Consider the following 14,318-nt stretch of genomic DNA (forward strand, 5'->3'; position numbering starts at 1 on the left):
CGCCATGGCGCTCACCAAGCCACCCAGACCAGCCATCGCATGAGGGCCAGAGGCCGCCAACTTCGCCCCGCCTCAGAACCCAACTAAAACAACCAACGTCCAAAAAACAAACCCGCCGAAAATATCGACGGGCTTGTCAGCAGTCTGAGCCCGGCGGATCGCCGGGCTTTTTAGAAGCGCATTTGCTCTTCTAGATAATGACGTGCGAGCCGAGTTCCACCACGCGGTTTGCCGGCAGGCGGAAATAGTCCGACGGATTGGCCGCGGCATTGGCAAGCGCGATGTAAAGACGGTCCTGCCAATAAGGCATGCCGGACTTAGCATCGGGAACGAGCTTGCGGCGGCCGAGGTAGAATGAGGTCGACATGATGTCGAACTTCAGGCCGGTCTTGCGCAACGTCGCCAAGGCCTGCGAGACGTTCTGCGACTCCATGAAGCCGAACATGAGCTCGACGCGCGAAAACCGCTCCGAGATCTGCTCGACCTTGTAGCGATCGGCGCTCGCAACGCGCGGCTTGTTGATGGTGCGGATCGTGAGGATCACGTTCTTGTCGTGCAGAACGTGATTGTGCTTCAGATTGTGCAGCAAGGCCGCGGGCGCCGATTCCGGATCGCTCGTCAGGAAGATCGCGGTACCGGGTACCTGGGCGGGCGAATGATCGCTCTTGCGCTCGATCGAGCTGACAAAAGAGGCGAGCGGGATATCGGTGTGGCGCGTCTTCTCCATCAGGAGGGCCGTGCCGCGACGCCAGGTCCACATGAGGATCGTAAAGGCGGTCGCCATCAGGATCGGAATGTAACCGCCGTCGTGGATCTTCAGCAGGTTTGCACCCAAGAAGATCATTTCCAGGCAGAGCAGCGGGGCAAGCGCCAACGTGGCGACCGGAATCGACCAGTTCCATCGCGCGCGCACGAACTCGAAGGCCATGATCGAAGTGACGACCATCGCGCCCGTAACCGAGATGCCGTAGGCAATGGCCAGCGCGTCCGACGTCTTGAAGCTGATGACGAGGAAGATGACGCCGACGAACAGCAACGCATTAACGGAGGGCAAGAAGATCTGCCCGGTATTCGTCTCCGAGGTGAAGAGGATTTCCATGCGTGGCAGGAAGCCGAGGTTGATGCCCTGGCGGACGAGCGAGAAGGCACCGGTGATGACCGCCTGGCTGGCAATGATGGTGGCCGCGGTCGCGAGAATGACGGCCGGCAGCAGCGCCCATTGCGGAAAGGCCAGGAAGAACGGATCGGACACGGCCGCGGGATTGCCGAGCACCAGAGCGCCCTGCCCCAGATAGTTCAGTGTCAATGCCGGGAAAACCAGCACAAACCACGCCCACTGGATCGGCCGGCGACCAAAGTGCCCGAGATCGGCATAAAGCGCTTCGGCACCGGTCACGCTTAGGAAGACCGCGCCAAGCACGACCACGCCGTAGAACCCCTCATGCAGCAGGAAGCTAACGGCATAGTAAGGGTTGAAAGCGGCAAGGATGCCAAAGTCATCCGAGATGTGAGAAATGCCGGCGGCCGCCATCACGATGAACCAGAGCGCCATGATCGGCCCGAAAAAGCGGGCGACGGCCCCGGTCCCTCGAGACTGGACGACAAATAGCAGAGCCAGGATGAAGACCGAGATCGGTACGATGTAGCTCGTCAGAGTTGGAGCCACGAGCTTCAGACCTTCGACAGCCGATAGCACTGAGAGAGCCGGCGTGATCATCGCGTCGCCGAGGAACAGCGCCGCGCCGACCAGGCCAAGCAACATCAGTAGCGCGGTATGTCCATTTGCCGTCTTCATCAGCAACGCCAGCAGGGAAAGCGTGCCGCCTTCGCCTTCGTTGTCCGCGCGCAGCAGGAAGAGCACGTACTTGATGGTGACGATAATGGTCAGGGTCCAGATCATCAGCGAGATGAGGCTGATCACCTCGAAGCGGGTGAGGCCGTCGACCATGACGGGCTTCAGGGCTTCGCGGAACGCGTACAGCGGGCTGGTACCGATATCGCCGTAGACGACGCCGATGGAGCCGAGCGCAAGGTAGGCCAGCTTGCGCGGCTTCATGTGTCGTTCGTGTGTATGGCTACCTTCGTGCATGAAATGAAAACAGGCTCTTCAGAGCCAGCCTTTCCATCGGAAAAAGAAGAAGGGAATGACGCCGGACAGCACCATTAGCCCAATCGAAAACGGATATCCGTGGGCATAGTGCAGTTCCGGCATAAACTCGAAATTCATACCGTAGATGGAGGCGACCAGCGTCGGCGGCAAGAACACCACGGACGCGATCGAAAATATCTTGATGATCGAGTTCTGCTCGATGTTGATCAGGCCGAGCGAGGCGTCGAGCAGGAACGTGATGTTGCCGGCGATGAAGGAGGCATGCTCGTTGAGCGACTGGATGTCGCGCGAGACCGTTTTGCACAATTCCTTGGTGTCGCGATCCTGCTGAACGGCCGGGATGGTGAAGAAAAAAGTCATGAGGCGGGACAACGAGGCGAGGCTGTCCCTGACCTTGCTCACAATGCGATGATGGCCCGCAATGTCCCGGAGCTTCTCTTCCAGATAGTTCGACGGCTTGCGCACCTTCCTGGCGCGATCGCCGAAGACATGCGTCGACAGGATGTCGATGCGGGCAACGGACTGCTCCAGTATCTCGGCAGTGCGATCGATGATCGTTTCGAAAAGCTTTGCCAGCAATGCGGCACCGCTGCGCCATTGCTGCGGCACGCGGTGGAGCGCGGCAATGAAGAGCGCAAAGGATTTGGGCTGCGCGTAGCGGATCGTGACCAACCGCTTGCCGGCGAGGATGAATGCCACGTCGGTCAGCGTCGGTGCATCTGTCTCGGCTTTCCAGACGAGGGAAGCGGTCATGAAGACGGCATCGTTTTCGACGTAGAGACGGGCTGACGGCTCGATGTCCTTGAGATCGTCTCGCGTCGGAACCTCGATGCCGAGAGCTTTCTCAACGAAAAGCTCCTCTTCGCGCGAAGGCTCGATCAGGTCGATCCACATCACATCGTCGCGTAACGTACCCCGCGACAGGTCGCCAACGTCAACCGACTTGCAATTGGAACAGTAGGCCGTGATCACCGGTTGGGCCTCCGGCAATCCGGGCTTGTTGCGCGCATCGCTGTTTTCATCGAAAGCCCTTCCGCGGCGCGCCGCCTGCGAGAGCGCGCGGGGTGCAAGTTCCCGATCTTAATGAAAGCGATTGAAGAAAGTTCATACGACTCCTGGCACATCCGGCAACCGCCAGGATATGCAACGTGCTCAACCGCATCGCAGTCACCAATCCTTCGACCAAGATAACTCCGACCATGCAGCTGACCGCCCCGGCGGGGTGGCCATCATCGAGCATTCGCAAAAAACCGCCTCATGGCGACGGCGCGCCATATGACGGAAAGCTGCGAAAGAATCAAGACATCTTACGCTTACTGCGCCGTTTCACCACATTTCCTCCGCAATTGGGAGTCTAGCGGCAGCGAAGCACTTCACTCGAAAACAATCTCCGGTGCGGCCCGCTGCGGCTGCCCGCCGAGCTGCTGCCAGACCTTGGTCGCGATGTCGCGATAGATGCCGGCAACAATGCCGTTCGGCTCCGTCGCGACAAGCGGCGTGCCGGCGTCGGACGTCTCACGAATGTTCATCGTCAGCGGTACTTCACCGAGGAAAGGAACGCCGATGCGCTCGGCTTCCTTGCGAGCCCCGCCATGACCAAAGATATCGTAGCGGGTACCGGTATCGGGCGCGATGAAATAGCTCATGTTCTCGACGATGCCGAGCACGGGGACCTCGACCTTCTTGAACATGTTCAAGCCCTTGCGGGCATCGACGAGGGCGAGATCCTGCGGCGTCGAAACGATGACGGCGCCCGCCAGCGGCACCTGCTGCGCCATCGTCAACTGCGCATCGCCGGTGCCGGGCGGCATATCAACGACAAGCACGTCCAGTTCGCCCCAGGCCACCTCACGCAGCATTTGCATCAATGCCGATTGCACCATGGGGCCACGCCAGATCATGGCGGTCTCCTCATCGACGAGGAAGCCCATCGACATGACCTTGAGCCCGTAATTCTCCATCGGGTTGATGATGCGCCCATCGATTTGGGTGGGGCGGCCGGAAATCTTCAGCAGCCGCGGCATCGAGGGGCCGTAGATATCGGCGTCGAGAATGCCGACACGCAAGCCATTTGCCTGGAGGCCGAGCGCAAGATTGACGGCCGTCGTGGACTTTCCAACGCCCCCCTTGCCGGAGGCGACGGCGATGATCGCGCCGATACCGGGAACGCCGAGCTTGCCGGCGCGCGGCTGCTGTTGCGGGGCGTGCGCAGGGCCATGATGGTCATGCCCGGCCTGCGGCTGCGGGCGCGAGACCGGCGCCGAGCCGGAACCGGCCTTCTTGTCTGCCGTCAGCGCAACCAGCGCTCCCTTGACGCCCGGCATTTCCTTGATGACCCGTTCGGCAGCCAGACGAAGCGGCTCGAGCTCCTTAGCCTGATCGGCCGGAACGGTGATGGAAAAATAGACTTTGCCGTCGGAAATGAAGACATCAGACACCATACCGAGCTCGACGATATCATGCTCGAGATCGGGGCCGCGTACGGTCTTCAGCGTTTCGAGAACCTGTTCCTTGGTGACGCCCGTCATTCCATCCTCACTGCCTGTGTTTGGCATTCTAGATAGAGGAGCGCCGCCTCTTCGCCAAACAAAATCGGCGATCGGGACCGCATTTGAGGAGGCGAGGCTCACCGGAAGGCCACTATGTCCACCAAGTCCGCCGGGCTTTCGCCCTGATGGTCACAACAGCCTTCCAGGATAGCGAGCTAAGCCTTGCGAACTAGAGCAAGCGTCATAAAAGGCCAGCGCAAAATGCCCATGGGAAGAGCAAGCGTGAGGGATGCCGTCGGCGGCGTGTTCAAAAGGCAACAACCGCCGCCGACGCCCTACGCCCGAGGTCGGGCCTGTGGCATCGGCTGGCGGTATGCAGGCCGCGCCGTTGATCCGGCGTCGTGCCAGGTCCCCTCTGGACCGCTGAATGTAAGCAAGCAGAAAACATGCCAATTGGCAAACCGCCAGCAATGCCGGCGCGGCATGGCGCCGGGGTCGTCGGAATTGGCGAGAAATTGGGCGCGAATGATTGGCAAGCCCACAATTTGCGCAACGCTTACTTTATGAGACCGATCCGCAGCGCCTTGGCGACTGCCTGCGTCCGGTTTGCCGTATCCAGCTTTTTTGTCGCGCGGTTCAGGTAGTGGTTCACCGTATGCTCGGACAGGGTGAGGATTTCGGCAATCTCCACACTGGTCTTGCCAGCCGCGGTCCAGTTCAGACAATCGATCTCCCGATCGGTCAAGGTATCGGTGACGCAGTTGTCGTGGTTGCGGATCTCCGCCAACCGGTCGAAGACGTGGATGGAGATATAGTGGAGTTCGCGCATTTCTTCTGCGGTGAATGCCTCGCGATCGCCTGAGAATGAAATGGCGCCACGACCGCCTGAGGGCTCGTGGGTTGGAAAATAGGCGCAACGCATCATGCGAAAGCGTTCGAAAAGTGCCTTGACGATGCCCGCCTTCCCGTCGGGGCGATCCAGTTTCGCTTGCGACACGTCATTGAAGAAGGGCGTTGTCGAAGTCCGAAGCCTCTTCATGACCGGGCTATTGGCCACAAGCCCCTCGTGGTCGTAGGCAGCCAGAAGTTCCACCGGCCAGCTCGAGATGACCGTGCTGCTCTGCAGGTCCCGTGCTGTCACGGAAGGAAGATTGAAAACCATAAAGGCCCGCGCCCGATAGGCTTCCGTTACCTTCTTCATGAAGCGGAAAATATCGAACTGCGTTTTCAGTCCGGCGATCTCGCTAACGTGTACGTCCACGGAAGATCCTGGCTGCGATGAAGTCATTTACTTGTTCAACTCAAAAAAAGATGGAAGCCTGATGGGCGGCGACGCCTCCGCGCCGTCCCTAGTTTGTATCGCCGGTGACGATCTACCAGCACATACACCCCAAGACGGGGGATTGACGAGCATCAATTGTGACGATTCGTCAGAAAATCTCAATATTGTGCTTTAGGCCAAGCCGGCCGTCAGCAGTTCAGCGACGCGGACCAAGCCCGATGCGCATCGCCTCCATGATCCGTTCAGCCGACTGCTGGATCGGAGCCGCCCATTCCGAAAGCCTTTCCATAGTGAGCCTGTAAGCCGGACCAGTCACGGAAACGCCGCCAACAAGCGACTGAGTTTCTGACCAGATCGGCGCAGCAATACAGCGAATCCCGACCTCGTGCTCCTCACGGTCGAAGGCATGGCCCTGCTCCCGTATCTGCTCGATCTCAGCAAGAAGCGACTCGGCCGTATGGGTGTTTGCCGTGAACCGATGGAAGGAGAGGTCCGCCACCAAGGCCCTGACCCGCTCTCTGGGCAGGATGGAAAGGGCCGCCTTGCCGACGCCGGTGCAATAGACCGGTGAGGCGTTACCAATCTGCGAATACATTCTGACGGGCTGCTGCCCTTCGAACTTGTCGAGGTAGATGATCGAGGTGCCGCGCAGCACGCCGAGATGGACCGTTTCACCAGTCAAATTCTGGAGAGCCTTAAGATGTGGCTCCGCAACCAGACGAAACTCGTTGCGCGCCCAACTGCGAGACGCGAAGTCCAAAAGCCGTAAGCCCGGCGAGTATCTGCCCTCCGCATCGATCTCGAGCAGGCCCTCCTCCACGAGATGGCTGAGTTGGCGGTGGACCGTACCACGCGGCTGATCGGCAACTGCCAGTATATCCGTGAAGCGCATGGGACCGTCGGCGTGGGTCACCAGGTCGAGAAGGACCATCAGCTTGCCGAGGGTGCCCGTGTCGCGCCTCTCGGGCGCACTCCCTTTTGCCGCACTCATTGTTGCCCCAAACGCCTTGACAGAAATGCCAGGGTAGTCGGATAATTCCACATAGTCAAATTAAGTTCCAAATAATAGAACAACCGAAAGCCGGGAGGAAATAGTGACGGGTATTGTTGCGCAGTTTCCGGAATTCAGGGACCGCACGGTCCTGATCACGGGAGGCGGATCAGGCATCGGGGCAGCGATTGTCGAAGGCTTCGCCCGACAAGGCGCCAAGGTTTCCTTCATCGACATCGCGGAAACGGAAAGCCATGACCTCGTCGCGAGGCTGTCGCGCGACACCTTGCATCCCGTTCGCTTTCATAAGGCCGACCTTCGCGATGTCGCCGCCATCCGCAGAACAGTCGACGAGGTTGTCGCTCACTCCGGTCCGATCAGCGTGCTCGTCAACAATGCCGCCCGCGACGACCGGCACGATTTCGAAACGGTGACCGAGGAATATTGGGACAACAACCAGGCGACCAACCTGCGGCACGTCTTCTTCACCACGCAAGCCGTCGCGCCCTCGATGCGTGCAGCTGGCGGCGGCGCGGTGATCAACATGTCGTCGATCGCCTTTCTCCTCAACATGCCCGAATTCCCGGCCTACACGACCGCGAAGGCCGGCGTGATCGGGCTGACGAAAAGCCTGGCCGGCAAGCTCGGACCGGATAACATCCGCGTCAATTGCATTCTGCCCGGCATGATCGTCACGGATCGCCAGATGAAGCTTTGGCTGACCGAGGACGGCATTGCGCAAACGGTGCAGCGCCAATGCATCAAGAAGGTTCTGCACGCCGATGCGATCGTCGGTCCGTGCCTGTTTCTGGCGTCTAGCTGCGCGGCAGCGATGAGCGCACAATCTCTTATTGTCGATGGAGGCATTTTCTGATGGCGGATCCCGCTTATGTCGCGGTGGATTGGGGAACGAGCAGTTTTCGGCTCTGGCTGATCGGCAAGGATGACAGCGTCCTGGCCGAAAGCCGTGGCAATGAAGGTATGACGACGGCAGCGAAGACCGGATTTGCCGAGGTTCTCGCCTCGCACTTGGGCAAGGTAAATGCGCCGGAAAATCTTCCGGTCATCATCTGCGGCATGGCAGGTGCGAAACAGGGATGGGTCGAAGCGGGCTATGTCGATGTCCCGGCATCGCTATCCTCGATCCTGACCGGCGCCGTATCCGTCCCCGACCAGAGCCGGGACGTCCGCATCCTGCCCGGACTTGCACAGAGGGATCCGGCGCGGCCAGATGTCATGCGCGGCGAGGAAACACAGCTCCTCGGTGCGCTTGGCCCGCAAAGCACTGGGTCGCAGGCGGTCTGCATGCCCGGAACGCATTCGAAATGGGTGCATGTCAAGAATGGTCGTGTCACCGGTTTCTCCAGCTTCATGACCGGCGAACTTTTCGACGCGATCTCCAAGCACACGATCCTGTCGCATGCAATCGCCGGTGCCGATCAGAGCCCGGCGGACGAGGCAGCCTTCGAGAGCGCCGTAAAAACGGCCTATGACCGACCCGCGATGGCGACCAACCTCTTCTTTACCGCGCGCTCGGGCCAGTTGCTGCATGGTCTGACCGCTGCGGCCGCGCAGGCGAAGATATCCGGGACCCTGATCGGCCTGGAAATCGCGGGCGCGATGTCAGATGCGGGGACGGGCGTCGACGTCACTCTCGTCGCCGCCGGCCGGCTGCAGGGCCTTTATGAAGCGGCCTTCAAGGCATTATCTTTATCCTACAACACCATTGATGCTGACACGGCCGTCCGTGGCGGCCTTGCTGCCGCCGCCAAAACTATTTGGCCGAACTGAGAAAGTACCAAAGCGATGAACCGCATCCCCTTTCCTACGATGAAGCGTCCACTGATTGCCATTCTACGTGGCATCAAGCCTGAGGAAACCGAAGGCGTGGTCGGCGCACTGATCGAAAACGGTCTGACCGCCATCGAAATCCCGCTGAACTCGCCCGAGCCGTTCAAGTCGATCGAGATTGCCGCAAAGATGGCGCCGGCCGATTGCCTCATCGGGGCCGGGACCGTGCTGACGACCGAGGCCGTCGACAGCCTCCATTCGGCAGGCGGCAAACTGCTGGTCACGCCGAACGTCGAGCCCGAGGTCATTATTCTCGCCCGCAACTACGGTATGGTGACGATGCCGGGCGTCTTCACGCCGACGGAGGCATTGGCGGCTGCCCGCGCCGGCGCAACGGGGTTGAAGTTTTTCCCCGCCAGCGTTCTCGGACCGTCGGGCATCACCGCTATCCGCGCAATTCTGCCGCCGGAGCTCGTGATTGCGGCCGTTGGTGGTGTTTCGGACAAGAATTTCTCCGATTACACCAAGGCTGGCATAAATGCCTTCGGCCTCGGCACCAGCCTCTACAAGCCGGGAATGACCGCCGCAGAGGTTGCCGAGCGTGCCAAGGCGACCATTTACGCCTATGACGCAGCCGTAGGAGCTTAAGGCATATGACGGAAATTCATGAGTTCGCGGGCAGGACACTCTGCAGCACCAACTCTTTGCTTGGTGAGGGGCCGACCTACGATCCGGACACCAACACGGTCTGGTGGTTCAATATTCTCGGCAAGGAGTTGCACGAGCTGAACCTTTCGACGGAAGAGAAGAAGGTGCATGCGCTGCCGATGATGGCGAGCGTGCTCGCCCGGGTCGATCCTGAGCGGCAGCTGCTTGCGACCGAACGAGGCCTTTTCATTCGCGATATCAAGAGCGGCAATCTGACCTTCTATGCAGCTCTTGAAAGCGACAAACCGGAAAACCGCTCGAACGACGGCCGCACCCACCCCTCCGGCTCGCTCTGGATCGGCACGATGAGCAAGCGGGCGGAAAGCCGCGCAGGCGCCATCTACCACGTCGCCGGCGGTCGCGTAACCAAGATATTCGATGGCATCAGCATCCCGAATTCGATCTGCTTCTCGCCGGATGGAACGATGGGCTACTTCACCGATACACGCATCAGCCGGCTGATGCGTGTGATGGTCGATCCGCAGACCGGTCTCCCGACAGGCGAGCCGATCGTGCTTGTGGACACGATGGATGAGCCGGGTGGCATCGACGGCTCGGTGGTGGATGCCGACGGATACATCTGGAATGCCCGTTGGGGTGCCGGTACCGTCGATCGCTACAGCCCTGATGGACTGCGCATTGCACGCTACAAGGTGCCGGCGGCACAGCCGTCATGCCCTGCCTTCATCGGGACAAACGGTGACCGCCTTGCCGTCACCACGGCGTGGGAGGGGCTCGATGAGCATGCCCGCTCGATGCAACCGCAGGCGGGTTCCCTGCTCGAACTGGATGTTACGGTGAAGGGCGTTTTCGACCCGGTTTACGTGATGTGAAGAACCATAATCAGGCTTCACGGGGCGCCATTTGGCGCCCTTTTTTGTCGACCGAACCCCGCGTGGCCATACATCGTATGAGCTAAAAGTTCCGTGGAATTAGCAATTTTTGCGCGATTTTTTTCGGGAACCAATTGAAATCCCGTTCATTTCAATAGGGAACCGGCCGCAAACGCCGAGCATGGCGGGAGCGGGCTAAAGATCCCTCAGGAACGCAAAGGTAGGTTCAAAATGACAAGCAAACTCCTGAAGACCGTTGCCGCTAGCGCGCTGTTTGCCACGGCTTTTGCACCGGCGGCATTCTCACAGACTCAGCCGGCAACACCAGGCGCTCCGGCAACACAGGCCGCACCGGCCGACCCGGCAGCTCCGCCGAAGGTCCCGGACGCCACAGCACCGATGGACAACGCCGCTCAGGCTCCGGCGCCGGCCGCAACGGCTGACACCGCGCAGGCGAGTGGTGGATATCTAACGGAGCAGGCCGCCGATCAGATCAGTGCCAACACCTATATTGGCCAGTCGGTCTACACCGGCCAGAACGAGAGCATCGGTGAGGTCAACGACCTGATCATGAAGGAGGACGGCGGCCTGGTCGCAGCGATCATCGGCGTCGGCGGCTTCCTTGGAATCGGCGAAAAGGATGTTGCCGTTCCGATGGATAAGATCACCGTCGCTCAGAACACGCAGGACGGCACAGTGAAGCTGACCACGTCCGAGACCGCAGAAACGCTGAAGGCGGCTCCGCAGTTCAAGACGCTTCAGATGATTGCAGCCGAGAAGGCCCCTGCGCCTGGCGGTACAACGGATACCACGGCCACGGGTTCAACGACGAACAAGTAAGATGCTGCGCAGTGAGTACCGCGTAACCGGTGGCGTCCGAAAGGGCGCCATCGGAGTTTCAGGCGCTGACGCGATCAGACGTGTCGTAGTAGTTCTCGTGCAAGAACCGGAGCGTGGCAATGCTGTCAGCGGGCTTGCCGAAATGGTAGCCCTGCCCCATACCGCAGCCGAGCGAACGCAGCTTGACGGCTTCCAGATAGTCCTCGATCCCTTCGGCGACCACTTCCAGGTCGAGCCCCTCGCACATGGTTAGGATCGCCTTGATGATGTGCTCCGAGGCGCGATCGGAATTGATGCGCGACACGAAGGCGCGATCGATCTTGATCTTGTCGAACATAAAGTCGCGGAGGCGGCCGAGGCTCGATTGACCCGTCCCGAAGTCATCCAGCGAAATGCGCACGCCGGCCTGACGGAGATCCGCAATGATCCGGTTTGCCGTGTCGGCCGAGCCCATCACCGCAGTCTCGGTGATTTCGAGTTCGAGCCGGTGCGGATCGAAGCCGACACGACCGAGGATCGACAGGATGCTGCTGCTCGTCCCCGGATCCATCAACTGCGCCGAGGAGAGATTGAAGGAGAGGAAAAGTTCGCGCGGCCAGGAAAGGGCAGCCTCGGCCGCCTTGCGCAGGAGCGCCTCGGACAGCGCATCAATGAAGCCGCGCTCCTCCGCCAGCGGGACGAAAACGCCCGGTGACACAAAGCCAAGATCAGGATCGTTCCATCGCGCCAGAGCTTCAAAGCCCACGACCTGGTTATTGGAAAGTGCGACGATCGGCTGGAAATGCACGTCGATCACATCGGAGATGATGGCATTGCGCAGCGCCTGTTCCAATTGCGTCGCGCGCTTCATTTCCTGGGCGATCTCGCGGGAATAGACGGTGATCTGGCCACGGCCGCGGCGTTTTGAACGGTAGAGCGCGGTTTCGGCGCTTTTCAGCAGTTCGTCGAATTCCTCGCCCGCGAAGGGATAGATCGAAAAGCCGAAGGATGCCGACAGCCGCACATTGCGGTCGCCGAGATCGTACGGCGCCGACAGGACTTCGCGTATCATCTGGCCGAACTTCTCGGCGCTGGCCCGCTCGAACACCAGCGGCAGGACAAAGGCAAATTCATCGCCGTCATGACGCGTCACGAGGGCACCGTCGGGAATGCAGGCCTTCAATCGATGGGCGACCTGGCAGAGAATTTCGTCTCCCGCCGATGAGCCGAAAAGATCGTTGATCGGCTTGAAGGAATCGAGATTGGCGATGCCGATCGTAAATGGTGCTGGATCGCTCGCGCGTTCGGCTGAGATCTGGGCAATCCGGTCGCGCATGCGGTAGCGGTTGCCGAGCCCGGTCAGTGGGTCGGTATAGGCCATTGTCTGAAGTTCATTCTGACTTACGGGCACCAGAGGCATTTCAGCCGACATCATCATTCAGACCCAGACTGCACCAACGGCAGGAAGGATGGCGGGCAAGTCTTAAGAATTCGATAGTGGATCGGTCACGTTGGAACCGTGTTTTGTCCCAAGATTTAGGGAGTTGACGAGCTTTGTTCGTCACATGCTGGCCTGTCTGATGTCCTGGGCAAGGTACTGTTGAAAGATCCCTTGAAGAATATCTGGGCTTACCGGCTTCATAATTACGTCGTCCATTCCAGCCTTTGCGCACTCAGCTCGATCGCGCTCGAAGGCTTGCGTCAGAACACCGATGATCGGCGTTCTTGCACTGCCGCCTTCCTCTGTCTGGCGAATCAGCCGCGCCGCTTCGAAACCGTTGAAGCCCGGCAGAGAGATATCCATCAGGATGATTTTCGGCTGGTGCTCTGTCCAGAGGCGAACGGCTTCATCGCCGCTTGGGGCGATCATGTAACGGTAGCCGAGGCCTTCGAGAATCTGCGAGAAAACGATCTGGTTGATGTCGTTATCTTCGGCAACGAGCACGTCGAGCGTGTTCGCCTCCTCCACGGCAGTGATTTCCCAGTCGGTGTCAATGCCTTCGGCCATCTGGCCGCGGTTGCTGCGGTTGAAATGACGGGCGATCTGGAAGGTGAGCTCATTGGCGAGCTGGAAGCCGTCCATCGCCAGTGCCGGGATGCCGTATTGCTCGGCGAGCTCGAGGCAGCGCATGCCGAGCTGGTTGTCGATCACGAGCAGGTCGAGCACGATGCCGGACGAGCTCGCGATTTCCAGGAACTGTTCCTCCTCGTCCTCGCCGCGAACCGAGCAGGCCTCGAAACCGTATTTGGCGAGGGTCCGCAGGGCCGCGCCTTCTGCCACGACATCCGATGTCACGACGAGGATCTTGCGACCGGAGAAGTTCTCCGGGACGATCGCCTCCATTGCCGCCGGCTCGCGCCGTTCGCCGTTTCCGCTCATCGGAACATAGGCGCGCCGATAGGAATTCTTGCTTGACGTCGTGACCGTCGATGCGAATCGGAACTCTTCTAGATCGTCGCCGTCGCGCGGCAGATCCTGCATGGTCGAGACAAGAAAATAGCGCCCCGGCTTGCCGATCCGGTGCTTGCGCGTGACGATGTCGCGTTCGACGCCGTCGCGGGAGACCTGCCGCTGACGGGAAATCGACATTTCGCCCGTCTCCAGAACATGACGGTCGCTTTCCTCGAAACGCTGGGCGACATCCTCGGAGAACAGGTCGCTGCTCTTGCGGCCAAGCACTTCATCGACCGTCGTCTGATACTTGTCGCAGAAGGCGATGTTGACGGCGACGTAATTCAGATTGCGGTCCTTGACGAAGAGCGGGAACGGCAGGTTGTCGAGGATATCCTCCGTGAGCTGCACACGCTCGAGATCGGAGCGCCACTGTTCCTCGCGCTTCTTGTTCTCGGAAATGTCCTGGATGACGCAGACGCCGTAGCCGCTCGCAAGGCGCCGCTTGCCAAACCTGATCCACCGATCCGCACCATGCCGCTCGACGGCCTCGAAGCGCTCGCGCCAGTGCGAGGCGATCTTCTGGGACAGCCAATCCTCACGGCTCATCGCACCTTGGTTGCTGGCCGACTGCGTGCGGATGCCGGTGTCGTAGATGGCGCCCAGGAAGTCCCGCAACCGCCTCCCCGGCTTCAGCATCGCCGCCGATATCGGAAAGAAATCGAGAACCTGGCGGCTCGCAAAGACCATGTGGTCGGTCTTGTCATAGACGATGAATGCGGCGCCCAAGCTCTCGCATACCGCGTCAAACAGCACCGTCTGCAGGCTTGATTCAGCCGGCATTTCGCTGCTTACAGATGATGTGTCCGCTTGTTCGAAGCCGGCACTCATTCCTACGCGTCC

Annotated in this window: 12 protein-coding genes; 5 read left to right on the forward strand and 7 right to left on the reverse strand. The window is 60.1% G+C overall.

Features of this window, described 5'->3' with window-relative positions:
* Positions 1-190: 190 nt before the first annotated feature.
* The 5 genes from IB248_RS09700 to IB248_RS09720 all read right to left on the reverse strand — a co-directional run bounded on the left by IB248_RS09700 (position 191) and on the right by IB248_RS09720 (position 6,872).
* Complete coding sequence (locus tag IB248_RS09700) at positions 191-2,089, reverse strand: potassium transporter Kup (protein WP_025659423.1); 1,899 nt, start codon at positions 2,087-2,089, stop codon at positions 191-193.
* A gap of 18 nt (positions 2,090-2,107) precedes the next feature.
* The gene (locus IB248_RS09705; RefSeq protein WP_192240747.1) at positions 2,108-3,082 is read right to left on the reverse strand and encodes a magnesium transporter CorA family protein; all 975 of its coding nucleotides are present in this window, start codon (positions 3,080-3,082) and stop codon (positions 2,108-2,110) included.
* A 401-nt stretch (positions 3,083-3,483) separates the two neighbouring features.
* A complete protein-coding gene (gene apbC, locus IB248_RS09710) occupies positions 3,484-4,638 on the reverse strand; it encodes an iron-sulfur cluster carrier protein ApbC (protein WP_018856945.1) in 1,155 nt (384 codons plus the stop codon).
* 517 nt (positions 4,639-5,155) lie between these two features.
* The gene (locus IB248_RS09715) at positions 5,156-5,887 is read right to left on the reverse strand and encodes a LuxR family transcriptional regulator (protein WP_018856944.1); all 732 of its coding nucleotides are present in this window, start codon (positions 5,885-5,887) and stop codon (positions 5,156-5,158) included.
* A gap of 190 nt (positions 5,888-6,077) precedes the next feature.
* Entirely contained in the window at positions 6,078-6,872 is a 795-nt protein-coding gene (locus IB248_RS09720) for an IclR family transcriptional regulator (protein WP_018856943.1), read from the reverse strand.
* Between the two features lie 103 nt (positions 6,873-6,975).
* On the opposite strand from IB248_RS09720, the gene IB248_RS09725 reads away from it, so the two are divergent.
* The 5 genes from IB248_RS09725 to IB248_RS09745 all read left to right on the forward strand — a co-directional run bounded on the left by IB248_RS09725 (position 6,976) and on the right by IB248_RS09745 (position 11,044).
* Entirely contained in the window at positions 6,976-7,746 is a 771-nt protein-coding gene (locus IB248_RS09725) for an SDR family oxidoreductase (RefSeq protein ID WP_018856942.1), read from the forward strand.
* Complete coding sequence (locus IB248_RS09730; RefSeq protein ID WP_018856941.1) at positions 7,746-8,663, forward strand: 2-dehydro-3-deoxygalactonokinase; 918 nt, start codon at positions 7,746-7,748, stop codon at positions 8,661-8,663. The genes IB248_RS09725 and IB248_RS09730 overlap by 1 nt, the downstream gene beginning before the upstream one ends.
* A 15-nt stretch (positions 8,664-8,678) precedes the next feature.
* On the forward strand, positions 8,679-9,311 hold the full coding sequence (locus IB248_RS09735) for a 2-dehydro-3-deoxy-6-phosphogalactonate aldolase (protein WP_018856940.1): 633 nt from the start codon (positions 8,679-8,681) through the stop codon (positions 9,309-9,311).
* Positions 9,312-9,316: 5 nt separating this feature from the next.
* On the forward strand, positions 9,317-10,204 hold the full coding sequence (locus IB248_RS09740; RefSeq protein WP_018856939.1) for an SMP-30/gluconolactonase/LRE family protein: 888 nt from the start codon (positions 9,317-9,319) through the stop codon (positions 10,202-10,204).
* A 231-nt stretch (positions 10,205-10,435) separates the two neighbouring features.
* On the forward strand, positions 10,436-11,044 hold the full coding sequence (locus IB248_RS09745; RefSeq protein ID WP_192240748.1) for a PRC-barrel domain-containing protein: 609 nt from the start codon (positions 10,436-10,438) through the stop codon (positions 11,042-11,044).
* A gap of 58 nt (positions 11,045-11,102) precedes the next feature.
* Here the strand turns inward: IB248_RS09745 and IB248_RS09750 are convergent, their stop codons facing one another.
* Both IB248_RS09750 and IB248_RS09755 read right to left on the reverse strand, forming a co-directional pair.
* A complete protein-coding gene (locus IB248_RS09750) occupies positions 11,103-12,461 on the reverse strand; it encodes an EAL domain-containing protein (protein ID WP_025659431.1) in 1,359 nt (452 codons plus the stop codon).
* Between the two features lie 123 nt (positions 12,462-12,584).
* Positions 12,585-14,306 carry a response regulator gene (locus IB248_RS09755; RefSeq protein WP_018856936.1) on the reverse strand — a complete coding sequence of 574 codons (1,722 nt, stop codon included), beginning with the start codon at positions 14,304-14,306 and terminating at the stop codon, positions 12,585-12,587.
* Positions 14,307-14,318 lie beyond the last annotated feature (12 nt).

Origin of the sequence: Rhizobium sp. RHZ01 (genome assembly GCF_014851595.1) — a bacterium.
Lineage (GTDB): Bacteria > Pseudomonadota > Alphaproteobacteria > Rhizobiales > Rhizobiaceae > Rhizobium > Rhizobium altiplani.